Annotated in this window: 23 protein-coding genes; 10 read left to right on the plus strand and 13 right to left on the minus strand. The window is 44.7% G+C overall.

What is annotated here, in order from left to right; translation table 11 throughout:
• The first annotated feature begins 15 nt into the window (after nt 1–15).
• The 6 genes from JMX83_RS01205 to JMX83_RS01230 all read left to right on the plus strand — a co-directional run bounded on the left by JMX83_RS01205 (nt 16) and on the right by JMX83_RS01230 (nt 7,120).
• Nucleotides 16–1,173, plus strand: coding sequence for an ATP-grasp domain-containing protein (locus JMX83_RS01205; protein WP_201598362.1), 1,158 nt, complete (start codon nt 16–18; stop codon nt 1,171–1,173).
• 66 nt (nt 1,174–1,239) lie between these two features.
• Nucleotides 1,240–2,469: a trypsin-like peptidase domain-containing protein gene (locus JMX83_RS01210; protein WP_201598364.1), complete on the plus strand. Its 1,230-nt coding sequence runs from the start codon at nt 1,240–1,242 to the stop codon at nt 2,467–2,469.
• Nucleotides 2,470–2,512: 43 nt separating this feature from the next.
• Nucleotides 2,513–3,805 carry a phosphoribosyltransferase domain-containing protein gene (locus JMX83_RS01215; protein ID WP_201598366.1) on the plus strand — a complete coding sequence of 431 codons (1,293 nt, stop codon included), beginning with the start codon at nt 2,513–2,515 and terminating at the stop codon, nt 3,803–3,805.
• A gap of 42 nt (nt 3,806–3,847) precedes the next feature.
• Complete coding sequence (locus tag JMX83_RS01220) at nt 3,848–4,666, plus strand: HAD hydrolase family protein (RefSeq protein ID WP_201598368.1); 819 nt, start codon at nt 3,848–3,850, stop codon at nt 4,664–4,666.
• A 138-nt stretch (nt 4,667–4,804) separates the two neighbouring features.
• The gene (locus JMX83_RS01225) at nt 4,805–5,986 is read left to right on the plus strand and encodes a cysteine protease StiP domain-containing protein (RefSeq protein ID WP_201598370.1); all 1,182 of its coding nucleotides are present in this window, start codon (nt 4,805–4,807) and stop codon (nt 5,984–5,986) included.
• Nucleotides 5,987–6,055: 69 nt separating this feature from the next.
• Nucleotides 6,056–7,120: an HpcH/HpaI aldolase/citrate lyase family protein gene (locus JMX83_RS01230; RefSeq protein ID WP_201598372.1), complete on the plus strand. Its 1,065-nt coding sequence runs from the start codon at nt 6,056–6,058 to the stop codon at nt 7,118–7,120.
• 133 nt (nt 7,121–7,253) lie between these two features.
• Here the strand turns inward: JMX83_RS01230 and JMX83_RS01235 are convergent, their stop codons facing one another.
• Entirely contained in the window at nt 7,254–8,066 is an 813-nt protein-coding gene (locus tag JMX83_RS01235; protein WP_201598374.1) for an alpha/beta fold hydrolase, read from the minus strand.
• Nucleotides 8,067–8,438: 372 nt separating this feature from the next.
• On the opposite strand from JMX83_RS01235, the gene JMX83_RS01240 reads away from it, so the two are divergent.
• Complete coding sequence (locus tag JMX83_RS01240; protein ID WP_201598376.1) at nt 8,439–9,236, plus strand: enoyl-CoA hydratase/isomerase family protein; 798 nt, start codon at nt 8,439–8,441, stop codon at nt 9,234–9,236.
• 118 nt (nt 9,237–9,354) lie between these two features.
• Here JMX83_RS01240 and JMX83_RS01245 read toward each other — a convergent pair whose 3' ends face one another.
• From JMX83_RS01245 to acnB, 3 genes are all read right to left on the minus strand, one after another.
• Nucleotides 9,355–9,798, minus strand: a complete 444-nt coding sequence (locus JMX83_RS01245; protein WP_201598377.1) for a PACE efflux transporter — start codon at nt 9,796–9,798, stop codon at nt 9,355–9,357.
• Between the two features lie 205 nt (nt 9,799–10,003).
• Nucleotides 10,004–10,432, minus strand: a complete 429-nt coding sequence (locus JMX83_RS01250; RefSeq protein ID WP_201598378.1) for a DUF805 domain-containing protein — start codon at nt 10,430–10,432, stop codon at nt 10,004–10,006.
• Between the two features lie 207 nt (nt 10,433–10,639).
• Nucleotides 10,640–13,243 carry a bifunctional aconitate hydratase 2/2-methylisocitrate dehydratase gene (gene acnB / locus JMX83_RS01255; protein ID WP_201598379.1) on the minus strand — a complete coding sequence of 868 codons (2,604 nt, stop codon included), beginning with the start codon at nt 13,241–13,243 and terminating at the stop codon, nt 10,640–10,642.
• Between the two features lie 336 nt (nt 13,244–13,579).
• Between acnB and JMX83_RS01260 the strand changes: the two genes are divergently transcribed.
• On the plus strand, nt 13,580–13,975 hold the full coding sequence (locus JMX83_RS01260) for a carboxymuconolactone decarboxylase family protein (protein ID WP_201598380.1): 396 nt from the start codon (nt 13,580–13,582) through the stop codon (nt 13,973–13,975).
• A gap of 148 nt (nt 13,976–14,123) precedes the next feature.
• Entirely contained in the window at nt 14,124–15,167 is a 1,044-nt protein-coding gene (lipA, locus tag JMX83_RS01265) for a lipoyl synthase (RefSeq protein WP_201598381.1), read from the plus strand.
• Between the two features lie 128 nt (nt 15,168–15,295).
• Here lipA and JMX83_RS01270 read toward each other — a convergent pair whose 3' ends face one another.
• From JMX83_RS01270 to JMX83_RS01280, 3 genes are read right to left on the minus strand one after another with little or no spacing between them, the layout of a single operon-like run.
• Nucleotides 15,296–17,353, minus strand: a complete 2,058-nt coding sequence (locus JMX83_RS01270; protein WP_201598382.1) for a TRAP transporter permease — start codon at nt 17,351–17,353, stop codon at nt 15,296–15,298.
• Nucleotides 17,325–17,885, minus strand: coding sequence for a DUF1850 domain-containing protein (locus JMX83_RS01275; protein WP_201598383.1), 561 nt, complete (start codon nt 17,883–17,885; stop codon nt 17,325–17,327). The genes JMX83_RS01270 and JMX83_RS01275 overlap by 29 nt, the downstream gene beginning before the upstream one ends.
• Nucleotides 17,863–18,882 carry a TAXI family TRAP transporter solute-binding subunit gene (locus JMX83_RS01280; RefSeq protein WP_201598385.1) on the minus strand — a complete coding sequence of 340 codons (1,020 nt, stop codon included), beginning with the start codon at nt 18,880–18,882 and terminating at the stop codon, nt 17,863–17,865. The genes JMX83_RS01275 and JMX83_RS01280 overlap by 23 nt, the downstream gene beginning before the upstream one ends.
• Before the next feature lie 453 nt (nt 18,883–19,335).
• Between JMX83_RS01280 and mtnP the strand changes: the two genes are divergently transcribed.
• Nucleotides 19,336–20,229, plus strand: coding sequence for an S-methyl-5'-thioadenosine phosphorylase (gene mtnP / locus JMX83_RS01285; RefSeq protein WP_201598387.1), 894 nt, complete (start codon nt 19,336–19,338; stop codon nt 20,227–20,229).
• Nucleotides 20,230–20,396: 167 nt separating this feature from the next.
• Here the strand turns inward: mtnP and JMX83_RS01290 are convergent, their stop codons facing one another.
• The 6 genes from JMX83_RS01290 to JMX83_RS01315 all read right to left on the minus strand — a co-directional run bounded on the left by JMX83_RS01290 (nt 20,397) and on the right by JMX83_RS01315 (nt 26,288).
• On the minus strand, nt 20,397–21,440 hold the full coding sequence (locus JMX83_RS01290; RefSeq protein WP_201598390.1) for a methyltransferase domain-containing protein: 1,044 nt from the start codon (nt 21,438–21,440) through the stop codon (nt 20,397–20,399).
• A 72-nt stretch (nt 21,441–21,512) separates the two neighbouring features.
• Nucleotides 21,513–22,190, minus strand: coding sequence for a TIGR04282 family arsenosugar biosynthesis glycosyltransferase (locus JMX83_RS01295; RefSeq protein ID WP_201598392.1), 678 nt, complete (start codon nt 22,188–22,190; stop codon nt 21,513–21,515).
• A gap of 53 nt (nt 22,191–22,243) precedes the next feature.
• Nucleotides 22,244–22,951, minus strand: a complete 708-nt coding sequence (locus JMX83_RS01300; protein ID WP_201598393.1) for a TIGR04283 family arsenosugar biosynthesis glycosyltransferase — start codon at nt 22,949–22,951, stop codon at nt 22,244–22,246.
• A gap of 42 nt (nt 22,952–22,993) precedes the next feature.
• Nucleotides 22,994–23,815: a DUF547 domain-containing protein gene (locus JMX83_RS01305; RefSeq protein ID WP_201598394.1), complete on the minus strand. Its 822-nt coding sequence runs from the start codon at nt 23,813–23,815 to the stop codon at nt 22,994–22,996.
• A 106-nt stretch (nt 23,816–23,921) separates the two neighbouring features.
• Nucleotides 23,922–24,917: an arsenosugar biosynthesis radical SAM (seleno)protein ArsS gene (gene arsS, locus JMX83_RS01310; RefSeq protein ID WP_201598395.1), complete on the minus strand. Its 996-nt coding sequence runs from the start codon at nt 24,915–24,917 to the stop codon at nt 23,922–23,924.
• 207 nt (nt 24,918–25,124) lie between these two features.
• Nucleotides 25,125–26,288 carry an FAD-dependent oxidoreductase gene (locus JMX83_RS01315; RefSeq protein ID WP_201598396.1) on the minus strand — a complete coding sequence of 388 codons (1,164 nt, stop codon included), beginning with the start codon at nt 26,286–26,288 and terminating at the stop codon, nt 25,125–25,127.
• Nucleotides 26,289–26,651 lie beyond the last annotated feature (363 nt).

Genomic DNA, 26,651 nt, shown 5'->3' on the forward strand with positions numbered 1-26,651 from the left:
AACGCTGAGAGAATTATGATTAACCTTGCTAACGATAGCTTCCAATCCACATCAATAGCTGCTTGGTTAGCTGAGGGTCAATCCAGCCAGCGCGATATGTTAGAGAGCTTACAAAACTTAAAAAGTAAATCAACCGGCGCCTTTCATATTATCGCCTCACACCGTCATAACCGACCTGAGATTTTTGAATTTGCTGATAAGGTCTATCGCGAACCGTATCCGGCAAAAGCAGCCATAGTTGATGAGATAGAGGATAATATAGAAGAAATGACTAAGTCAGCGACGCCTCGCTGGCAATTCGTCTTGGAACACGCCAAAGAGAACAACGTTAAAGTCTTATTGACGGGCCGCAATGGGGTCGATTATGAAGCGCATCGTGAGGCGTTTGATGCCGCTGGTATTCGTTTGCTTACAGGCGCAACCAGCGTAGTAGCACTAGAGTCGATCGAAGATAAATTTGCCTTTATGCAACAGTGCCATCAGCATAATATCCCTGTCGCTGATGCTTGGCGTTTTGACAATGTAGCCGAGCTTGAGGCTTTACTCGCCGAACACGGTCATCAGCCGCTATGTATCAAACCGGTTGTTGGTATTTTTGCCCAAGGATTTTGGCGATTGGATTTAGGCAAAGAACCTGATGAGCACTACGATAGCTTTGAGCACTTGTACTTTACCGAAGAGAAAAAGATCAATACCGCACAATTTATTAATGCTTACACCAATAGTCTGATGGTACGTGAGCGCCCTATTCCTATGCTGGTTATGCCGTATCTATCAGGGCAGGAATACTCTATCGATGTGGTCTGCGAATACGGTGAAGTATTGGCCGCCGTTACTCGTTATAAAACAGGCAAAATCCAGCATATCGGCTATGAGCAATCCGTCATGGATGTGGTGACTCCATTAATTAAAGCTTTTGGCTGTGATGGTATTGTCAGTGTGCAGACCAAAGCTGATGATGACGGTCAGCACCGTGTGCTTGAGATCAATAGCCGCCCGTCTGGTGGTATTGGTTACACGACGCATAGCGGTGTGGATTTGACACAGGTTGGCTTTGGCTATTGGCTTGGTCTAACTGATAAGCCAACACTGGCTGATATCACGCAACAAATAACACCCTGTCAAGTACGCTCCATTATGGTGGGCGTAAAAATTGAAGATACTACTGAGTAAGTAAAAATAAGCAGGCAACATAAAGATCGACTGACGATCGAACATATATCCAATAAGAGGTAGATGATGACAGCACAGACCACACTCGTGTTAGGCGCCAATGCTGTTATCGCAGACGTGCGCTGCTCGATCGCATTTTCTAGCGCTTCTCCGCTTAGGTTTGGACAGCAGCTTGGGCTACTATGGCTGCCTCTAGATGCCAATCGTCAGGCCGTTTGTAGCCCAGCTTATTTACATGAGCCCAAAGACTGGGCAACGATAGATGATGCCAATAACCCAAGCAAATGGCAGCTTGATCTACCCAAATTGTTTGAGCAACAAGGTGTGCATTTTTTACAGCTGATTGCTTATACTTACGATGAGCCTAGCCTGAACTTGCCTGCGGTTGAGCTAAGCGACGTTTGCCTAAATCTCAATCATGGTGCACTTCGCTATGACTTTACAGCGCGCGTACGCCACGTCAAAGCCGCCATTATATTAGAGATATATAAGCGTAATGGACAGTTTAAATGTCGAGCGCTTGGCGAAGCTTCGACCCAAGGTTTGGTGAGTCTTGAACAGAGAGTACAAGTCAGTCTTGATGTTCGTCCACCCAACACACATGCACGTATCCAAGCAGCACAGCAACAGCAACAGCAAGCCTACCCTCACAATGAAATGCGTCCGCCTCGTCAAGTGCAGGCAGGTGAAACATGGACAGGGACGGCGTTTGCCATTGATCCGTACCACTTGCTTACCTGCTATCATGTGATTGAGTCGGCTCAAATAATTGGCATACGTCAGCAAGGTCAGCCTGATCGCGAGGCACAAGTCGTGCTCAGTGATATCGGTAGCGACTCCGCTATTATCAGAGTCAGCGACCCATTGCCCAGCCATATCCCATTGGCACAGCAATGTAGTGATATATTGGGTGAGACCATTACCACATTAGGGTTTCCATTATCAGGACTGAGCAGTCAACTACAAGTCACACAAGGTTGTATATCAGGGCTAACGGGCTTAAACGATGACATCCGTTACCTTCAGTTTACCGCACCCATTCAGCCTGGCTCTAGTGGTAGTCCTTTGTTGCTACCAACTGGCGAGGTTGTCGGTATGGTGACTGCCAGTCTCGTTCATGAACACGCACAAAACATGAACTATGCGGTGAAATTTCAGTTATTATCTGCCTTAATTGCGAGCGTTGGGATCAGTCTGGAGAGTAAGGCTGATTCATCAATCGCTATGCCTTTGACTACACCGCAACTCAGTAAGCAAAGTCGCAGTGCATTATGGCTGGTTGGCTGTCAGGGTTAAGAAATCTATACCTATATAAAATGAAAAACGCAAAGGAATATGAATGTTAAATAAGCAACACCGTACGAGCATCACCCTACCTCGCGGCACCCTTGATCTGACCTATCAGACCAACTCAGCAACTAAAAAAAATAGCTTGAAACAAAACGACAGTTATCAATTAGAAGACCTGCTTGGATTTGCTCAGCGCATTAACCCAAAACGGGCGTTTTTGTTTGTCTCAAAAGTATTGGGGCGTCATATTCCCGTGGCACCCAGCACGATGCGAAGTACGTTTACTGATTTAGCCAATTTAGTTCCTAGCGATTTGCCTGAGCCAGTTTTAGTCATTGGTATGGCAGAGACAGCAGTGGGTCTATCCGCTGGCGTGCATCAAGCGCTACAAACACGTTATCCAAACGCGTTACTGCTAAACTCTACTCGTCATGCTCAACATAGTGACAATAACTCCGAAGCGTTACTAACAACGTTTAATGAAGATCACAGTCATGCCAGCCAGCATTTAATTTATCAAAGTACAGACATTACCACACAAGCACAGCTACTCGCTAGCAAAACGCTAATCATGGTCGATGATGAAGCATCAACCGGCAATACTTGTGTCAATGTCGTCACTGCCTTACGTGATGCAGGACTCACTCATTTAGAGCAAGTACATCTAACGACTCTGGTTGATTGGTCATTGGATCAAGAAAATACAAACCAGCAGACAGATAACGCTAAGCCTGAGCGTATGGCAGATCGTTTAACTGGTATCGAGTTTCATCGCCATCACTTACTGTCTGGTGCATGGGAATGGACAGACGCGCCCAACCCAGAACCCATCACCATGCCATCGGTTGATACTACTGCCGCTGGTAGTCAAGCGCTTGGATTTACCGGCAACTGGGGACGTTTTCCCACATTAAATAGCACAGATGGGTTTGACAATTACCTATCAAACTTTCAGGCTGTATTTACGCGTTTTAATGATCAAGACAGCTTTGATGTGACTCAATTACCCAAAAAAATCTTGGTGTTGGGTAGCAATGAGTTTGTTTGGTTGCCGTTTTTATTGGCGGAATGGCTTGAAATAGAGTCTAAAAAACTGAGCGGAGATACAGCGTCCATGGTTAATTTTAGCGCATTAACCCGTTCACCGATTGCGCTTGGTGGCGCCATCACTACCATGCTGAGCTTTCATGATAATTATGGACTGGGTATGACCAACTTTGCTTATAATGTTGATCCTAACGAGTGGGACTTGATTGTGTTATGTGTGGAGACAGCTGCTGATAGCGTCGATGCTATGTGGCGCGGTTTGGATAATGTATTGGTGGTCAGTCCGACGCCTTAAATCATTCTTTCACCTTCATACTTCCTGTTTATGGACGACGTCATGACTACCCCATTTTTCAAGCCCAATCCCAATGTTATCAAACCATATGCCTTAATGGATTTGGACGATACACTTTTTCAAACCCAACGTAAAATCGACGCATGGGATTTGCCTACTGCTGAAACTGAAAACTTAGTATGTGCGACGGTTAATAAGCAGAACGAACCACTCAGCTTTATGAGTCAGCGCCAAGCGACTTTTTTTAATTGGCTACTTAACAGCACTGAATTAATCGTAGTAACAGCACGTGACCGTAGTGAAATTAAGCGTGTAAAACTGCCTTTTGACAGTTGGCAAGTATTGACCCATGGTGCGATTATTTTAACGGCTGATGGGCAACTACTCAGCGAATGGCAACAACATATGTATAGTAAGCTTGCACCGTTGCAAGATAAGTTAAACCAACTGAGCGAGCTGTTTGCTAGTCATAGCAAAAGTAAGCAAAGCCAGTTGGTATTTACGCCGCATGTCGATAGCTTTAACAGTGATTCTATCGATAAAGAATTAATCATTTATCTGGCCATCAAACACGCGCAAAAAGACCATCAAGCGTTAATAGATTTGGCCAAAAAACTGCCCACGTTAATACGCGATTTTGAGCAAGATTTTTATGTGCATGTCAATGCCAATAATCTAGCGATATTACCGCATGTGGTACACAAGCGTCATGCCGTACAGTTTTTATTAGACAATCATTTAGATCATCAGCGTCCCAGTTTTGGTTTTGGTGATAGCTTAGCAGATTTGCCTTTTCTGCAACTGCTTGACTGGTACGGTATGCCAAGCCGCGGTCAGATGCATGAGCAATATCAGTCTTAGCCATCTGTTTAATTTTTTGGGCTAAGTCGTCAGGCTAAGCTATCTTTTTCAACCATTAGCCTAAAAAGTTAGTCCAGAAAATCAGCCCAAAAATAGACACATAACCTCATTATCATTACGAGTACCACTATTCATATTATGACTTTACCTAACATACAGGCCCATAGAGCCAATCTAAACAATTACGGCTCAGGTAGCTACCTTACCAGTGATGTGACGGTCCTACTCGATATTGTCGATAAAGACGCTGTTGCCGATGTGCCTGTCAGTCAAAAAGAAGCACTTATTCAAAGTGGGCAGCGTCACTACTCTGATATGTTGACCTTGGAGCAAGCACCTACCGCGATGCATGAGCAGCTATACAGTCAAGCGCTAGCGCAAGGTGGTGAGAGAGCCGCAACTGATATCGCACGCTTAGCGCATACCCTACATGATGTCTTTCAGCATAATGTCAGTGACGAGCATCCGCTGGTCTTGGTGAGTTTGGTACGGGCAGGTCTGCCGATTGGCGTGCTATTGCAGCGCGCATTGTCTGACACAGATAGTAGTTACCACTTACCAAGCAAGCATTATGGCATCAGCATCATTCGTGATCGCGGGCTTGATCCCGTGGCGCTGCAAATACTGCTGGACGCTTATCCAAGCAGTCCGATTGTATTTGTCGATGGCTGGACAGGTAAAGGTGCGATCTATAAGGAGCTGGCTCGTAGCTTAGAGACATTTAGCGATACGGCTCATCCTAGCTTTGCCAATATTTTTCATCAAGGTGCTGACGTCATTCCGCTACTGACTCTTGCCGATCCAGCAGGCGTCGCTTGGCTCGCCGCTAGTGAGGAAGATTGGTTGATTCCGTCGGGTTTGTTAAATAGCACTGTATCAGGGCTGATTTCACGTAGCTTATACACCGAGCCGCAATCAGGTCTTCATCGCAGTGTCTTCTATGAAGATTTGATAGAGGCAGATCATAGCTTGGCATTTATTGATCATGTTGATGCAGTAAGACACTCACTGACTACGCCACCAGAGTGTTTGCCGACCTATCAGCAGCCGCGTTACCAGACGGCAGCATTGATAGATACGCTCGCAGCAGACTATGACATTACCAATCGCAACCGTATCAAGCCAACTATCGCCGAGGCGACGCGCGCTATATTGCGCCGTGATCCCGAGCGTATATTGCTCGCGACCGCCGAACATCCCGATACCATACTACTGCGTCATTTATGTGCGCAACGAGGCATCACTATTGATGTATTAGGTGATAAAATACTGCCTTATCAAGCCATCACCCTTATCAAGCAACGAGCCAAAGACAGTTAATGCTTTTGGCATGAGCACCACTAGCGTGATTGAACGCTTGCCCTTTACACTTTATTTATGATGCCAATTATGTCAGATATACAATACAACGAATCAGAGCTTTATCAGGATACTCAGTCTTATGCGCATCTGATTACTGAGCGTCATGCGATGGTCAGACCGCACACACATCACCCATACCAGCTGGGTGCTAGCCTATATATGCCTGCCACTCGCCAAGACATCTGGCAAGTGATTAAGCGTGACAAGCTACCAACGATCAATAGTATTATTATTTGTTTAGAAGATGCCGTCAGTCATGAGGATGTGGAGTTGGCGCTTGAGCGTTTGCGCACGCTGCTGAGTACTTGGGCTGAGCACGTCAATAGCATCAATGATCCATCCCGAGCCGCTGCTATTCATGCACAGCATCCAACGCGTCCATTGGTCTTTATACGTCCGCGTAGCCCGATGATGCTACAGCAATTGGCTGACTATGCGCATATTGATCTCATTGATGGTTTTGTCATGCCAAAGGTCGATATGTATAGCTTATCCAATTGGCGCATGGCTTGTCAGAATCTTAGCGTTGACCATCTGCTGATGCCAACGCTTGAAACAGCTGCCTTATTCAATCCGCATCATAATCAAGAGCTGGCGATTGCCTTTAAAGAAGCTTTTAGTCAGCCAGTGTTTGCGCTACGTATCGGTGGTAATGACTTATTTGCTGCGCTGCGCTTGCGTCGTCCAAAGAATAGCATTGTCTATGATACGCCTATCGGCACCCTTGCCTATCAGCTGCTTGGCTGCTTTGTACCGCATGGCTTTTATCTGACAGCGCCAGTATTTGAATACTTGGACCAGCCAACGCTTTTTATGCAGGAGCTAAACCGCGATGTCAGTTTGGGACTGGTAGGCAAAACCGTCATTCACCCAAGCCAAATTGCACTCGTGCAACAAGCCTACTGTGTACCGTTAAGCAAATTGGATGAAGCGCAAGCAATTCTGCACTCTGAGGCCAAGGCTGTGTTTAAGTACAACAACACCATGCTAGAACCTGCAACCCATCGTGCATGGGCAACCGAAATCGTCAATCGTGCAGAAGCTTTTGGTACCATTGATGATGGTCACAGCCAATACAGCTCACGAATGTAATCGTTAACTATGTGATACCTCAATACGATGCAAAAAGCCGCTACCTTTTATTAATAGCGGCTTTTTTATGTATTTTTATAGATTACTGCTTAAACAACCTGACAATACAAAACCTTTCATTAACCGCTAAATATTACACGCAGTTTTCCAAAAACTGACTGAGCACTCGGTTCACTTGATCAGGCTCTTCCACTGTCGACGTATGGCCAGCGCCTTTAATAATAGCAAGCTTCGACCCAGCAATAGCAAAATGCATACGCTCAGACTTTGCATAAGGCGTTGCGGCATCCTCATCACCCATGACGATAAGTGTCGGTGTCGTGATATTACCCAATTGCTCATAAGTGCCAGTGCGATCGATGACACCCATTGTTGCCTTAACGACACCGTCCTTGCGATTACTTTGTAGCATCGTCAGCCACTGTTTGCGCTCAGATTTGCGTAGCTTATCTGCCAAAAAAGTACTGCCAAACATAATCGGCATGACTTTATTGCTCACGCGCTTCATACCAAGCCAGCGAATGGCTTTGACTAACTTACGATACTGCGGGACGTTTTTTGGATCTTCAGGGTCGGCTGACGTCTCAAGCAGCGTTAATGATAGCAGCAAATCCGGTCGCTTAAGCGCAATACGTTGAGCGACAAATCCGCCCATGGATAACCCAACAAAATGACATTTAGCAATAGCGAGTGCGTCAAGTAGCCCTAGCGTATCTTCGGTCAACGTCTCCATATCATAGCCTGATTTGGTAATCTGTGACTGACCCTGCCCTCGAAAATCAAACGCAATGCAGCGATAATCCGTTTGAAAATATTCTACCTGCTTATCATACATCTGCGAGCTCCACAGCAAGCCATGGGCAAATACGATAACGGGTTTTTGCGTGTCATTTGGCGCACTGTCTTCATAATAGATATCGACATCGTTGACTTTTATCGTTGGCATAATCACTTCCTTGTTTGGTGAAAACTTTGATTAATCATTTGAGCGGCGCATGACCTAACGCGCTACCTGCATAGTAGCATAATCTATTAATAAGTCAGGAAGTCACCTTTTTATGAACCATGCGTCTTATCTATATCTTATTCATACACTCTTTTTGTTCATACAGACATGACAGTTTGTACGAGTAACTCAAAGAGCTAACCGCCATGTAGATGTGTCTTAAGCGCCCACAAAACCCGCTTTTATAATGCGCGCAAGCTGCTATAGTAATCAGCATTGCGTTATTTATTACAACCATTTTGTACCAATAACTCTTATACAGATACTCAAAATCGCCACTTAAAACAGTCATTGAAAATAAGGAAATCGCAGATGTCACAGCCTATCGTTGATTATCAAGTGAATAATCACATTGCCACCATTACGTTTAACGATCCAAAAAGCCTAAATGCGTTTGGCACGCCCTTAAAAAACAACGTGTTAATAGCGCTAGATAAAGCAGCGGCTGATGATCAAGTACGAGTCATTATCTTGCAAGGCGCTGGTGGTAATTTTTCAAGTGGCGGCGATATTAAAGAGATGTTATCTGAAGGACTGGACAAAGACGTCATCTCAACTAAATTAAGAGGTATGGTAGAAGGCGCCGGCGAAGTCAGCTTAAAGCTACGTAATGTCCATAAACCAATCATTGCCAAATTAGAAGGTGCCGTGGCAGGGGCTGGCATGAACTTGGCACTTACTTGTGATTTCCGTATCGCAGCGGACAATGCAAAGTTTGTCCAAGCCTTTGTTAATATTGGTTTAGTGCCAGATGCAGGCGGTATTTATTTATTGAATCAGTTGGTTGGTACAGCAAAAGCCACTGAGCTTGTGATGCTGGGTGATAAGCTAAAAGCAGAAGATATGGCGCGCTTAAATCTGGTAAACAACGTAGTCAGTGCTGACGAGCTAGATGCCACCGTACAAGCATTGGCGCTACGCTTGAGCCAACTACCAGGTAAAGCCCTAGCTGCTATGAAAGAGAGCTTCAATGTACATGCGTTTGCTGGGTTAAGCGATGCGCTAGATACGGAAGTAGAACAGCAAACGGTTATGGCAAAAACCGATGACTTTATCGAAGGTGTTAGCGCCTTTATCGAAAAGCGTAAGCCTGTCTATCAAGGTAAATAACTGGGTAGTAGGCTGGTTGATTTGACGGCTAAATGTATTCCTAACCAGATAAAGCATATTGACAACATCAAAAAAAGGGCTGCCAGTACGGTAGCCCTCTTTTCGTTTATGTCTACGGTTAAGAAGCAGACGCTGACTTATATTGATACGGTAAAGTAAATATCTTGTCAAAAATAAAGGTAAATACGAAATTATAAATTAAGAAAAACACCAGTAAGGCGGCTTCCATCATAAACGCTTGCAGCAAGCCAACGTGATACCAGATCATGTATATTGGTAAGCAGATCAAAACCAAACCGACTTCAAATATAAAGGCATGAACACTACGAATAAGCAGCGTACGCTCTGCTATTTGCCTGCGCTCCTCCCAAGTCTCAAAAGCGGTGTTGTATACAAAGTTCCAAATGATGGCAGCCAGAGAGACCATCATCGCGACAGGTAGAGAATCCGATGCATCACTATTGCTGAGTTTCATTAATACAAAGGTAGAAGAGATAATTGCGACAATCTCGAAAACAATCACATAGACAATACGACGTTTGAACGGTGATAACGTAATCATCAACCAAGACTCCAAAGCACCTATTTTTAAGAAAAAAGTGCGTATCAAAGTATCGGTCCGTCCCGAGATAGAAAAGATAAAGGAAGTGCAGAGCCACGGTTTCCGCCTGCCCCTATATTATACATAAGATGGCATAAAAAATCAGCCAGTACATTTATACAGACGTAAACAGATTTATCAAAAACCGACTTTATCCTAGGCCAGACTATTTTGCTGGCGGGCCCCATTGATTGGTTTCAGGCTTAGTATCATTAGCACAAAATATAAGAAACACAATGCCGCCTATCAGTGGTATTAAGGATATTAAAAACCACCATCCTGAGCGACCCGTATCATGTAACCTGCGAATACCAACAGCAATACTGGGTAAAGCAAGACCAAGCGCTACAACTATATAAACAGGCCCTGTTTCTGCGTCAAAAATAATTGCATCTATTATCATCGCAAAAATTGCCAAGATCATATATACCAAAGAAAAATACCAAAACTCTTTACGGCGTGCCCGACCAGAGAAATTGACATAATTTCTCATACCTTTTTTAAACCAGTCAATGATGCCGTAATTTTCTTCAGCGCTATGATTGTTAGTCGTCGTAGTTCTGGGCAATGGGGGCGGGGTCGTTTTATTCAGCATATTTTATATTCCATAAATGCTATCGCTAACAATATTTAGACGTAGCAGTTGCCATTTAAATTTCTCTATTAATAAAACTGATTATAACACTCAATAAAAGTTTGCAAATGCTTATTCATATTTTTATTTCATAACAAAAAACCCCGCATCATCACGATACGGGGTTTTTACTTATTCAAAAACGTTTAATTTAAGTGTCAACCAAGACTAGCTCAACTGAGCCACATTGATCTTGTCTGCTTCTTCCGTATAGTCTTCCATACGGTCGAAGTTCATGTATTGATACACTTCATCACCCATGCTATTTAGCATGCCAGCATACTGCTGATATTCATCGTTATTCGGCAATTTACCAAGTACGGCGGCAACTGCGGCAAGCTCTGCAGAAGCTAGGTATACGTTAGCGCCTTGACCTAGACGGTTCGGGAAGTTACGAGTTGAGGTCGATACCGCAGTAGATTTCGGTGCGATACGTGCCTGGTTACCCATACATAGTGAACAACCTGGCATTTCAGTACGAGCGCCGGCTTGTGCATAGATGTTGTAGTAACCCTCTTCCATCAACTGGCGTGCATCCATCTTAGTCGGTGGTGCAATCCATAGACGAGTCTTGAGGCTACCTGCTGGTACGTCTTGTAGCAATTTACCTGCCGCACGGAAGTGACCGATGTTAGTCATACATGAACCAATGAATACTTCATCAATGGTATCACCAGCGACGTCTGCTAGCGTTTTTGCATCATCTGGATCGTTCGGGCAGCAAAGGATAGGCTCTTTGATGTCTGACATATCGATAGTAATGTCGATCGCATATTCAGCATCGTCGTCAGCACGCATGAGGCTTGGGTTAGCCAACCACTCTTGCATTTGCTCAACACGGCGGCTAATGGTACGTGCATCGCCATAGCCTTCTGAGATCATCCACTTAAGCAGCGTAATGTTTGAGTTTAGGTACTCAGTCACTGATGCTTCAGATAAAGTGATGGTACAACCAGCTGCACTACGCTCAGCTGAGGCATCAGACAATTCAAACGCCTGCTCAGCAGTCAAATCTTCTAGGCCTTCGATTTCAAGAATACGGCCGTTGAACTCGTTGATTTTGCCTTTCTTATCAACGGTCAAGTAACCTTCTTTGATGGCTTGATAAGGAATCGCATGTACTAGATCACGTAGGGTGATACCAGGCTGACGCTCACCAACAAAACGAACACGGACAGATTCAGGCATATCCAGTGGCATCACACCAGTTGCCGCTGCGAATGCAACCAGACCAGAACCTGCTGGGAAAGAGATACCCATTGGGAAACGAGTATGCGAGTCACCACCAGTACCAACGGTATCTGGAAGTAGCATACGGTTCAACCATGAGTGAATGATACCATCACCTGGACGTAAGCTTACGCCGCCACGGTTCATGATAAAGTCAGGTAGTGTGTGCTGAGTCTCAACGTCAACTGGTTTTGGATAAGCCGCCGTATGACAGAATGACTGCATAACGAGATCCGCTTGGAAACCCAAACATGCCAAGTCTTTTAGCTCATCACGCGTCATCGGGCCAGTCGTATCCTGAGAGCCGACAGTCGTCATCTTAGGTTCACAGTACATACCTGGACGTACGCCTTCTAGGCCACAAGCTTTACCAACCATTTTCTGCGCTAGCGTAAAGCCTTTACCCGTATCGGCTGGCTCTTCTGGCTTAGCAAACACGTCTGAGTGGCCAAGACCCATGTACTCACGCGCACGGTTGGTCAAACCACGACCAACGATCAATGGAATACGGCCGCCAGCACGCACTTCGTCAAGCAAAGTAGGTGAGCTTAGCGTAAACGTTGATAGCACTTCATCAGAGTCGTGCTTGGTGATTTTGCCGTCATGTGGGTAGATGTCAAACACATCGCCCATGTTTAGGTTATCAACCGCGACTTTTTCGATTGGCAATGCGCCAGAATCTTCCATGGTGTTAAAGAAGATCGGAGCGATGTTGTTACCTAGTACCAGACCGCCGCCACGTTTATTTGGCACGTTAGGGATGTCTTCACCCATGAGCCACAATACTGAGTTGGTTGCAGACTTACGGCTAGAACCCGTACCAACCACGTCACCAACATAAGCTAATGGATGGCCTTTTTCTTTCAATTCCTCGATTTGCTTCATTGGACCAACAACGCCCTCTTCGTCAGCATTGATGCCGTCGCGAGAGTTTTTGTGCATGGCTAGTGAATGCAATGGGATATCAGGACGGCTCCATGCGTCTTGCGCAGGTGACAAGTCATCCGTGTTGGTCTCGCCAGTGACTTTGAACGTCGTGTAAGTGGTTTTCTTTGGTACTTCAGGGCGGTTCAAAAACCATTCTGCGTCAGCCCAAGATTGAACAACTTCTTTGGCAATGGTGTTGCCCGCTTCAGCTTTTTCAGTCACGTCATTGAACGCGTCAAATACTAGCAAAGTTTTCTTCAATGCTTCAGCAGCGTCTTGCGCAACTTCGCTGTCATCTAGTGCCGCAACCAATGGCTGAACATTATAACCACCTTGCATCGTACCTAAAATTTGAACCGCTTTTTGCTTGCTGATCAATGGTGATGATGTCTCACCTTTTAAGATCGCTGCCAAAAATGCCGCTTTCACGTAGGCTGCTTGGTCAACACCAGCAGGGATACGGTTTTCTAGCAAGTTCATCAAAAATGCATCTTCGCCTGCTGGCGGGTTCTTTAGTAATTCAACCAACTCTGCTACTTGTTTTTCGTTCAATGGTAGCGGAACCGTTCCTAGCTCAGCACGTTCTTCGACATGTTTACGATAAGCTTCTAACACAATAGTCGTCCTCGTCAGTTGGGGTTTAGCACATTACGTGGGTAGTCAGCATGACCGCCTGCGTCTATATACTATAGGGAATAATTATCCGTGCAATCATAGCTTAAAACGCTCTAAATGTTAATGGCTCAGCCCTGAAAAGGCTCATAGTAAGGCCATATCCAACATTTATTATAAAAATAGTCCCATCAATAATATGATTGCACGCCTTATAATCGCTCGTATTTACGTACCTGTACTGATCGATAAAAACTTGCTTTATGACGCAATGGACACCATATGACTGTTATACGCTTTTATAAGACATTTCTATAAGACATCAAAGGACGAGCCAATATGGATAGCAACACCAACTATGATAATGGCCTCAAGGTACGCACAGAAGTGATGGGTGAAGCGCATGTCAAACGCTCTCTTGATGCAGCCACTGGTTTTACTCAGCCATTACAAGACTGGATCATTGAGCACGCTTGGGGCAGCACATGGCAAGATGATTCGGTATTGCCGCGTAAGTATCGCTCACTGATTACCATTGCCTTTTTGATTGCCCAAAAAAGCCCAAACGAGTTAAAAGGACATATACGCGGTGCCATCAACAATGGCGCTAGCGTCGCTGAGATTCGCGAAGTGCTAATGCATAGCTTGCCATACTGCGGTGCACCTGCCACGCAAGAAGCGTTTCGCGCCGCCATAGATACCCTAAATGAGATGGAAATCGATATAGATATTTAAAACTATGGTCACTAGGTTAATCATAGTAATCTTAATGAGATTGTACAAAAACTGCCTGATAAATTTCTGCTATAATAGCACCACTCATAAAACATTCTGATAATTCCATAAACCCTTATACTATAAAGGGTTAAGAGATAATTTTATTATGACAACTGCCGTACAAACCCATGTACCTGCTGCTAAGGTCAAACCAAAAAAAGCCATTCAAGGCGAAAAACTACGTGGTTACGATAAAGTTGCCCGTATCCCAATTAAAGTAATCCCGACCGTTGAGGCCAAGAAAAAGCCTGACTGGATTCGGGTAAAAATGTCATCGCCGGCTGAAGTGGCGCGTATTAAAGCCACTTTGCGTGAGCAAAAACTTTATACCGTCTGTGAAGAAGCGGCCTGCCCTAACCTGCCACAGTGCTTCGCTGATGGTACAGCCACCTTTATGATCATGGGTGATATCTGTACTCGTCGCTGCCCGTTCTGCGATGTCGGTCACGGTCGCCCTAATGAGCTAGATAAGGATGAGCCACGTCATACTGCTGAGACCATCCAAGGTCTACAGCTTAAATATGCCGTAATCACCTCTGTCGATCGTGATGATCTCAAAGATGGTGGTGCTGGGCATTTTGTAGAAGTGCTCAATGAGTCAAGAGCGCTTAGCCCGAACTGCTTGATCGAGATCCTTGTGCCAGATTTCCGTGGCCGTATGGATATTGCGTTGGATTTATTGACAGAGACCGCGCCAGATGTGTTTAACCACAATATTGAAACGGTGCCACGTTTATACAAAGCCTTCCGTCCGGGTTCTGATTATCAGCATTCGCTCGACTTGCTCAAGCTCTATAAAGAGCGTCGTCCTGATATCGCAACCAAATGCGGCTTTATGGTTGGTCTTGGCGAGACAGAAGAAGAGATTTATGCCCTACTCGATGATCTAAAAGCACATGATGTAGACATGATTACTATTGGTCAGTATCTACAGCCTAGTAAGAACCACGCGCCTGTCGATCGTTATGTCCATCCAGACGAGTTCCAACGCTATATGGATTACGGCAAAAAGATCGGCTTCTTTAGCATTTGGGCAGGCCCAATGGTACGCTCAAGCTACTTTGCCGATCGTCAATACTATGGCGAAGATTGCCCAGCGCCTATCCGTAGCAAAAAAGCATTAGAAGCTGAAGGCAAACTTGGCTGCTAATTGCTGATTTGATTATTGTTAAACCAATATCAAAGTACTAAAGATAGTAGCTAAAAATACAAAAAGGGTGAATAACAAATTTTGTTATTCACCCTTTTTTTGTTTCAAAAATCTACTAATATCAGCGACTAGACACTCACCGTTGGTGTCGGTGCTTTACTTGTTTTCATATTCCATGCAGCAATACCAAGAACAATCACACCGCCTGCGATACCAGTCGTAATCTCAGGATAAATGAGCAATAAAGCACCAATAGCTAAGATGACACGCGTCACCGTATTCATATCGCCTTTGAAGTAACCTTCAAGTGCTGAGCTTAATGCGATAACACCTGTCACCGAGGTCACAACGACTGTGATAATGTCCAAAATAGGCGGTAGCGGGAAGTCTTTCGCCGTGACAGCCAAACCGGTTGGATCTATCATCAACATCGTGGGATTATAGATAAACATAAACGGTACGATGAATCCAGCCAATGCCAGTTTGAGCGACAAGAATCCTGTTTTCATCGGATCGCCACCGGATATACCTGCACCAGCAAAGGCTGCCAGACACACAGGCGGGGTAATGTTGGCAAAGATACCAAAATAGAAGACAAACATATGCGCCGATAAAATTGGAATATCAAACCCTGCCAATGCTGGCGCTGCCATGGTCGCAGTAATGATATAGGCAGGAATAGATGGCAGCCCCATACCCAATACCATTGAAGCTAGCATTGTCAAAATAAGCGTAAAGAACAACGACCCTGCGCCTAGCGTGACGATAGATGAGGTCATTACTGTACCAAAGCTGGTCAGACTGACCACGCCGATGATAATACCCACGACCGCACAAGCTGCCATAACCGCGAGCGACTGGCGCGCACCGTCTTCTAATGCACCCAAAATATCAGAGAAGCTCATACGTGTTTCAGCGCGTAGCATACTGATTACCACGGTAAAACCAATCGTATAAGCCGCTGCATAGCCGACAGGTACGTTTCTGATTAATAAGAAAATCAAAAAGACAATCGGTAATAGCATGTGACCGCGAGCTTTTAACACTTCTTTTACCGCGGGTAAGCTCTCTTTGGCAATACCTTTTAGGTCACGGCGTCCAGCGCGGAAATGCACCTGAGCAATGACTCCCAAGTAGTACAATATCGCAGGCAACAAAGCAGCAAGCGCAATCGTGCTATACGGCAGACCAGTGGTCTCCGCCATAATAAAGGCACTGGCACCCATGATTGGTGGCAAAATCTGTCCGCCAACTGACGCACTGGCCTCAACCGCACCTGCAAAATCTTTGTGATAACCGACCTTTTTCATCAATGGAATGGTAAAGGCACCCGTACTCACCACGTTTGATAATGCAGAACCATTAATACTACCCATAAAGCCACTAGAGATAACCGCGACTTTTGCGGGTCCGCCTTTTTTGTGGCCGGCGATGGCTAATGCCAAATCGTTAAACAGCTGTCCCATTCCTGAGCGTGCTAGGAATGCACCAAAGAGAATGAACAAAAAGATAAAGGTCACTGACGCGCCAATCGCAACAGAATATAGACCTTCCGTTTTTAGAAATAATTGACCAAAAATATCGCCCATGTCATAAGGGCGAGTCAGCAATCTATCCGGCATAAAATCCATGTGACTGACAAACGGATAAGCCAAAAATATTCCTGCCAATATTGGCAAAATCCAACCAGTGATACGGCGACTACCTTCTAGCACACAGACTACAGTGATCAGTGAAAATATCACGTCAAGCGGATTGGCCATGCCGCCGCGCGAGGTCACAATATCTTGATATTCGTAGATCAGGTAGCTCATACCGGACAAGGACAATAAAAACCAAATCCAGTCATACCATGCGATTCGACTGCGACTGCTTTTTTTACTGGCGGGAAAGATCAAGAAAATTAAGGCAAAACCAACACCGACGTGTACAGAGCGCTGTAGCAATGCTGGCATCGGGTTAAAGGTAATATAAAGATGAAAAAGTGAATAGAGTATACAAATACCAGCGATAAAGTATTTTACTGGTCCTTGCGTGATATGACGTGTGATTGACTCTCGATCGTATTTTTCTAATATGGCTTTATTGTGGGCTTGCACCTCAAGTTCAGCGTCGACATTAGTATGAGAGTCGGTTTTGGAATGTATGGGCAAATCATTATTGTGATCCGTCACTTGGGAGTTCATGACACAAGTCCTTTTTAAATCTATCAATTAAACCATACGTCTTAGGCATGATCACCACTTCGGAATAATCTGGCACCCACTGATGAATCAAAAAACGATGACCAGCGTAATCGATCTCGCCTTTGGTCAGTCTAGAGACTACCCAATTGAGGCTAGGCAGTTTTTCATTGATTTGATAACCCAGATAGCCAGGTTTTTGTATGGGCGCAAGGGGTTCGGTCGAAGGCGTACCAGCACCAAATGCTTCAAAGTATGTGGTAGTGAGGAGTAGCATAGCGTCTTCTGTACTGCTTTTTTCTATGCGTTGGTATTGCTCTTCCCACCACTGCTTTTCTACAGAATGTATCCAGCGTAACTGAAAGTCAGGGTCAGTGAAATAACACACCTTGTCGTCACTACCCTCTATTGCAACTCGAACCTCAACCACAGACTGACGCGCGACACCTATCCATAGGGTCAAAAAAACCAGCGCCGCAATACATGCTGCGCCAGTCGATAACCATAATAAATTATTTGGCTGCTTGTTCGTCATAGTACTTTTTAGCGCCAGGATGAATTGGAGCGACCATACCTTCACTAGCCGTCTCTAGACTGATATCGTTGGCTGCTTGGTGTGCTGTTTTTAGACCGTCCAGATTATCAAATAACGCCTTAGTCAATTTATAGCCATCAGATTCAGACAGATCAGAGCTCACCAATAGCGCATTCATGATTGCGGCAGTTGGAATCGCAGCATCATTGCCATAGGTGCCAGCAGGGATTTCAAAGGTTTTAAAGTAAGGCTTGGTCGCAATGATTTCTTTTAGCTTATCTTGATCGATAGTAACCAACTGCAAATCTAAACCTTGCTCTAGCTCCATAAGCGATGAGTTTGGTAGACCACTACTAAAAAATGCCGCTTCAATCTTACCTGCTTTCATACCATCAGCTGCTTCAGCAAAGCCCAAGTAATCAACAGTGATATCATCATAAGTGATACCGAAGCCTTCTAGGAGCGTTCGAGCATTGACTTCCGTACCAGAACCTTGATCGCCAACGGCAATACGCTTGCCTCGTAAATCCTCAATATTTTTGATACCAGAGTCTTTTGTCGTCACGATTTGCACCACGTTCGGGTACAAAACTGCAATCTGCTGGATGTTGGTAATAGGCTTGTCGAAGTTGTTTTTGCCTTCAACCGCGTCCGTGACCACATCACTGAGCGCCAATACCATATCGACTTTGCCTTGCGTCAGGAGATTGACGTTTTCGACCGATGCGCCCGTGGTTTGTGTCTTTGAGTTGACCCCAAAGTTTTTTACATAGACTTCAGACAATGCAGTGCCGATGATGTTATAAGGGCCAGACGCACCGCCTGTGGCAATGGTTAGGAACTTAGTATCGAGTGTATCGGTAGCCGCATCCGTTGCCGAGCTATCTGCAGCAGCCGTCTCATTGCCTTCTGAGCTTGGAGATGAGCAGGCGGTTAAGCCTAACATGGCGCTTAATATCGCTGACAAAAGTAAGGGAGATTTTAGAGAAGTGAGCATTGAGTTCATCCTTGAAATAATAGATTTAATACAATCAACGGTATTAATATATAGGTATTAATCCGTTACACTTGAGTAATGATATAGCAATTTTTGTTATAAATAAACCAAAGACTGTTTTCTCTTTTGCTTTCAATGCCTTGTATTTCAGGCTTTTTGAGAAAGTATTTTCATTATGTATAATAGCCAAAACTTATAATGTTCCGCTATGTGAAACAATGTTTCATCTTTATTTAATCAAATTTCGATGCTGTTGTAAACCTTTATCACGGTTTATGTGCATGTATTGCGCTGTATATTTTGATTTGTTTTTATTACCACTCTGATTCTGCTATATTTTGACTGGATATTTATTCATTGGCTTTGTCTAGAGCACGTTTTACGTAAGCCGATGAATGCTTCATTATATGAACCGAAACCATTATTTTTTATGACTCAACTTGGGTAATTTTTATGACAATATCTACAACAGAAGCGCTGGAATCATTGTCTGCTGACATTGCCATCATTGGTGGCAGTGGTCTGTATCAGATCCAAGCACTGACTAATAAGCGCAGCGTGACGATACAGACCCCTTATGGCAGTCCATCCGATGACATTGTTTTGGGTGAATTAGAAGGAGTAACGGTTGCTTTTCTGACGCGGCATGGTCAAGGTCATAAACTGACTCCATCTGAAGTACCCTATCGCGCCAATATATACGCCCTAAAAACGTTAGGCGTACGCTACATTGTCTCAGTATCCGCGGTCGGCTCGTTGCAAGCACACCTCAAACCACTAGATATGGTCGTGCCAGATCAAATGATCGATATGACTAAATATCGTGCAAGTACGTTTTTTGGTGAGGGTGCAGTCGCTCATGTATCAATGGCAGACCCACTCTGTCCCGCCCTATCAGATATCCTGACGCGTGCCTACAATCAGGCAGATATTGCTGAGGGCAGCTGTCACAAAAAAGCGACTTATGTCTGTATCGAAGGTCCACAGTTCTCAACCCGTGCAGAGTCAGAGTGGTATCGTCAAATACAAGCGGATATCATCGGAATGACCAATATGCCAGAAGCCAAATTAGCACGTGAAGCCAGCATGGCTTATGCGACATTGGCCTTGGTGACAGATTTTGATTGTTGGCATCCTAGCGAAGAAGCCGTCAGTGCAGACTATGCAATAAAAAACCTGATGAAAAATGCTGAAAACGCTCAAAAGGTGATTCAAGAAGCCGTTGCTTTAATTGCCGCTGAATTACCCGAATCCATCGCCCATAACGCTCTCGCACAGGCCTTGGTCACGCCTATAGACATGATGGACGAACATACCAAAATCAGATTGGCTGCGTTGTTATACTAGATATTTAAACATATTTAGATAAGTGCTTGTTTGAGACGAAAACAACAACCCAAATTTTACTCACATGCAAAAAGGCCATTAATTTACTTAGTGGCCTTTTTATCGTTTTAATCAGCATGTTTGGGATAAAAGCTAACCAGACGCCTTTACTCTTAACAGCACCACTCTTAACAGCAACCGCCCACACCAGATGATGGTACTATAGCCTGACTAAATGGCATCAGCTCACCGCACCCTGCAAAAATACCATAGTGGCGACTGTCATCACCGATAAATTCAAAATGCGGCGCAAAGCGAGATTCTTGTAGCATTCGAAAGGTATTGCCGCACACAGGGAATACTCGACCTGCCTCAATCGCATGATGCTTGTCTAGATCAAACCGATGTGGGGATTGCTCGATAGACCCTTTGTATATCACCGCTTGTCCATGATCTTCGCAGGCATCTTCTAACGTGGCAATTTTGAATAAACGATAAGTGGCCGAAAAAAACTGTATATCACCAATTTTGGCAGCCAATACAGGATCTGTAATCTCAAGCGGACGATCTTCGACCAGACGTGGGTCTAAAAACCCTGCGTCTCTTGATAAACGGATAAAGTCTTTCCAGTACAACGCGCCACTCAAACACTCGCCATATAACACAGGATCATCTATCAAGTGTTGCGGGATACGGCGATCAGCATAAACATCAGAAAAATAAAATTCGCCACCAGGCTTGAGTAGTCTCTGTACGCTCGCCATCACGGCGGCTTTATCTGGTGATAAATTGATAACACAGTTTGAAACGATAATATCGAAGCTACCATCAGCAAGGTCTAGCTCATCTATCTTTTCGATATAACCATGCAAAAACGTCACATTGTCATAGCCAAACTTCTCGACATGGTAATCCTGATGTTCCTTTGCAACGGCTAGTTGCTCATCGGTCATATCCACGCCAACCACATGCCCCGTCTCGCCTACCAATTGCGCAAGTGCGTAAACATCTCGTCCTGAACCACTGCCCAAGTCTAGAATTCGGCAACCTTCAAGCAATGCAGGACACACCAGTCCGCAGCCATAATAACGGCTCAATACCTCATCATGAATATTTGCCAATAACGGCTTTAGCCACTCAGGCATATTGCTAATATCACAACACGCTGAGGTTTTTAAATCATCAGTACCTTGCAGCTCTTTGCCATAGTAATTTTGCACAACGTCATGCATAACAATGTCCTTATTAATAGTAAAATCCAATTAAAAGTTAAGTAAATAACTATAGAAAATCATGTTTAATTTTTAGATTTTGTTGAGTGTATTGCGCCAATCTGATGGTAGATGCTTTAAATCATCAGGCTCATCAATGTCATGCAACGCTGGCAATAACGCCAGTGCCCAACCTAACGCCGCGATACGCTGCTTAGTGACTTCAGCGACGCTAGACGTACTCCAGCTGATATTTGAAAAAAGGCTTTCATCGACTTGGTTGAATCCGAGCAACACATAGCCCCCGTCGGTTGCAGGAATCATCACCGCGCTATTTTCATCTAGCTGCTGTACGGCGGTCTGTATACGCTCTGCCGTGAGGCTAGGACAATCCGTCCCAATTAAGACAACTTTTTCATATTTTTCCAATGCGTTCTGACTGGCTATCAACATGCGCCTACCCAAATCACCTTCTGCCTGAGCAGACCATTGCAGTGACTCGGGTAAATCAAGCGCTTGCCAGCAGGCATCAGTTTGCGCTGGACTCACGCATAGCTCAATGGCAAAGTCGCTCGCCACAGCTTGCTCGACACTATGTAATAACAACTGCCTTGCCATATCCGCAGCACCATCGATACCCAATGCAGGTTGCAGACGAGTCTTTGCTTTATCACGTGCTGGATATTTGGCAAATAAAATGACGCAGGTAGTTTGTTCTCTTATCTGTGGGTTAACATCTATGGTAGCGGTTCGGTTGCTGGTCGCCTGCATCAATACGAAGCCCTTTTTATTATTGTTATTAGTCCAATACGGCTGGATCGTTCCTACTTATAATAACGCTGCTTTAAGCTGTCAGGCGATACCCCGCGCCAATAATCAAAGCGCAAATGCCACATCAAAAATATGGTGCGGAAATATCCATGTTGCTGCCAACGCCGTGCGGAAGTCGTCACTGTGCTTTTTAAACAAGCGGGCCTACTAATGGTTTTTAGGCGCTTACATAGCTCGACATCTTCCATCAATGGCTGATCAGGATAGCCATCCAGTCGTTCAAATAAAAATTTTTTAATAAAAATAGCTTGATCACCCGTTGCGATACTGACCAAACGTGAGCGCTTATTAATCATCATACCAACAACTTTTAATAACGGATGAGAACTGTCCAAGCGTACATCAAAACGTCCCCAGTCATGCTCTGCCATTGCTCGCTGTACCTGATGTATCGCATCAGTCGGCAACTGAGTATCAGCATGTAAAAATAGCAGCACATCTCCAGTCGCTCGCTTAGCGCCAGCGTTCATCTGACAAGCACGTCCAGCAGTGAACTCAATAATATGCCAGTCAATTGAAGACGGGGTCATCTTTGGCAACGCTTTTAGCAAATTATAAGCGGCAGTCATCGAGCCATCCGTTGACCCCCCATCTACCACTATCACTTGCTGCGGCGCGGGGCTGAGCGTATGGATATGAGAAATGAGATGTGGCAAATTATCCACTTCATTTAATAATGGAATAATGATAGAGATTTTCAAGGTATGTCCCGTTTTAATAAAAATAAACTCGCGAGCATTGACTTATTTTTTGTTCAAATTCCAATTGTAGTCAGTGTAGCTGATTTTTATTTTGCCTTGGTTTAGATCTGATGTCTGCGCTTTACTCATTCCGAGTGACGAGCTATAACGACCCAAAAATCCTTCTAAATCTTTTGTGCCACGCCAATTACTCTCAAAGTCTGACTTGTACCATTTAAAAATCGGCGACACCCTTAGTGTATTGCCCTTAAGATTGTTGCGACTACCATCTGCCAAAAATTTAGCAGTTGCCTGTTCTAATTGACTATCCAAACCTTTGCCAGTAAAGGCGTCATCTTGCAGTGCAGGACAACCAATACTCGCACAATTAACCGCGAAGTGAATACGCGGATCATTGTAGCGTTTGGAGCCACGTATGAGGTTGTGCTCGATATCATCAAGCGAACGCGTTTTACCCAATAGCGGAATGAACTCTTGCTTCCACGGTGAACCAAACAGACCACCGATATCTTTGATGGATTTAATATTAGGATATTTCGTGAGTACCAAATCAACCGTACCTGCATTGTAGACATTAATCAAAAATGCTAACTGCTCGTTTTTATTCCAACGATTAAATTCTGCTTGAGAGACTTTGCTCGTCGCTTCAAGATAGCTTGCCAGCTTGCTCTTATCCGCTTGCATGCCCGCATAATTCACCACGGAAGCCTTACCACCGTTGGTCATGGTGACATGCTTATTTAATAAGCTATCCCAACTTTGATGGTTGAAATCTGCATAGGCAGCCGCGCTTGATGATAAAATCGCGAGCGCAATAATTGGTTGCACGACCAAGGTCTTTGTTGAAAAATTCAATCTTGACATGAGATTCACTCCACTTGAATTGGTGATGTTTGTCTGTCGCAGCTGTCCAGCTCGATAGCCTAACAACTATTTATGATCAACGACCCTTAATGGTAAATATGGGCGTCTAAACAGTCGTGTCTGCTATCGTCTGCTCTACGGTCTCTTCTTCTAACGCGCCGCCGCAGCTGCTGCCCTGTCCTGCCGTGCAGCCGTAGCAATGATCCGCAATAGCAATGGCATCGCCAGAGGGATTTTGGGTAAGCAGATCGCTGAGATGGCGGCGCGATTTATTGGGCACAGGCATCTCTAGTTGCTGGTTAAAATCACAATCAAATAATTCACCTAACCAATTGACACTAATGGTCGAGCGGCACATCACTTCACTCAAGTTGTCCGACACGTAGTTTTCTTTGAGTAAATCCATATACGGGTGGAATTCATTTTTGGCCAATAGTACCGCGCCAAAACGCTGAATCGGCATATTGGTAAGGGCAAATAGATGGTTGAACTCGATATCAAAGTGTTCTTTTAGCTCCCGCTTATAGTCCGCTTCAAGCTGCTGCTGATTGGGCGGTAAGCTCGCGCCTTGCGGATTGTAGACCAAATTTAAGGTCAGACCTGAATCAGACCTACCATATCCTAACTGATTGAGTTTTTGCAGTCCTAATATACTGTCGTCGAATGCCCCTTTGCCACGCTGTTTATCTACGTTTTCTAAGGAGTAACATGGCAAGGATGCCACGACTTCGACTTGATTGTCTGCTAAAAACTGCGCCATGTCCTCATAGCCCTCTTCCATAAGAATGGTCAGGTTACAGCGGTCTATCACTTTGACGCCCAGCGCACGCGCCGCTGTGACCAAATATTTAAAGTCCTCATGCATCTCAGGGGCACCGCCGGTCAAATCGAGCGTATCGATATTTTGCGCTTGCAATACTTTGGGAATCAGCTCAACCAACTCGCGTGACATCATCTCTGTGCGATAAGGACTGGCCGCCACATGGCAATGGACGCAAGACATATTGCATAAGTAGCCCATGTTGACTTGGAGTATCGTTAGTTCTCGGCGTTTGATCGCCGGAAAGTCAGTGTGCTCAAGTAATGCGATAGTCGATTTCATAATCGTATAGACCCCGTTAATGACCCAACTCAAAAAAGATATATTTACATGTAAGTAATTGCTTTTATTTGCTATTTTATAAACATCATACCTTGTTTATTGACCTGTCATTTTACATTTTGTTTAATCAATCATACCTGATTGTGAATCACCAATAACATCAGTTTTGTAAGATCGATTTTGTTATTTATGCCAACCAGTGCTGCTCTACCTAGCCTTAACAAAGCGCTGATCGATGTACCGTTTTAGATACCAAAGCCCGCGACCTTGTAGACTGAGCGCTCCCCAACTAGCAATAGCGTACTTGTCCCCGCAAGACAATAAATATAGCGTATTGGTTTTGGGTTGATAGTCTTGCATGGGTTTGTCTTTGAGATAGGCCAATAGGTTATCTGCCTCTATCGCGCCGCCATGTACCGCATGAACGCCTGAATGCGCCACGTCTTTATCTACTCGCGTGGCTACGTCACCAACGGCAAATACATTAGGGTGAGAGAAACTCTGCTGCATGGCATTAACGGCCATAAAACCATTATCTACCGTCTGTAAATCAGTGGCAGCGGTCCATGCTGATCCTACCACTCCCGTCGCAGCGATCACAGTATTCATAGGCAGCGTGTCATGTGCGGTCAATAAATGACCATCATGATAACCAGTCGCTCGCTCATGGACTATCTTAATATCATGGCGATGCAGCTGCCTAATAACGCGCTTCTGAAAACGCGGATTAAATCCTGACAAAAGATGCTCACCGCACACCAGTGTCACTTGATGATTTGGATTGATATGCTGTAGCGCGACTTGAGCTGCCATGACCAATTCGGCCGCGGCGGCCCCAGCACCAACGATAGCCAATTGGTATTGACTAGCTTGCCGCGCCTCAGCCAAAATCTGCTGCCAATGCGTGATAAAACCTGACAAGGGACGAATAGCGATTACGTCCGTGCTAGCGTGAGTATCCGTCTTAGCATAGCTGTCTCGTTTATCTAACCAACGCATATCTGTATCTGCGCCAGTATTCAATGACAACACATCATAATCAAGTGCCAATCGCTCATCGCCCATTGTCGCGACCATATTGGATGCCGCATCAACCTGCACGATCGACTGCTGAATAAAGCGCACACCCGCTCGCCTACAAAGTGATTTTATATCGATACTGATATCGTCAAGCGAGTAATGTCCTGCCATCCAACCAGGTAGCACTCCTGAATATATAGTCTGCGGATGCTCGCTAATTAGAGCGATGTCTATAGCCGTTCCCTTAAAATCCGTACTCTCTAGCTGCCCAGTAACAAGCCGACGTAACAGTCCAATATGAGCATGACCTGCTCCTGCTAATAGTAGTTTTTTTGGCGACAGCTGTTTCATTGGCATCCTAATCAAAGTGATGGATAGATGTTTGACGAGCAAGTTATAGGGCGTGTCCCTATTTTAAAAATAGTGATAAACGTTTGAACAAGGGACAAGCCCTAGTGCCTATAATATAAGTAGCACAAAAGCAGTTTACAAATAAGATATGTCTGATAGACGACCCTGATGATCGGGTGGATGGTATAAGTGACTTAAATAATACTGACCATACTCATTTTTGTCATTAAATGCTGCTACCAAGTATAGATTTAATTACCCTGTCACGTAACACAAAAAAATAAGGTAAAATGGTCGACCAATCAGCGCCTAGTAAAATAAAATCATAACGACGCCACCTAACTGATCGGCATTTTTGAAATA

The organism is Psychrobacter piscatorii, from assembly GCF_904846415.1.
Taxonomy (GTDB): Bacteria; Pseudomonadota; Gammaproteobacteria; order Pseudomonadales; family Moraxellaceae; genus Psychrobacter; species Psychrobacter piscatorii.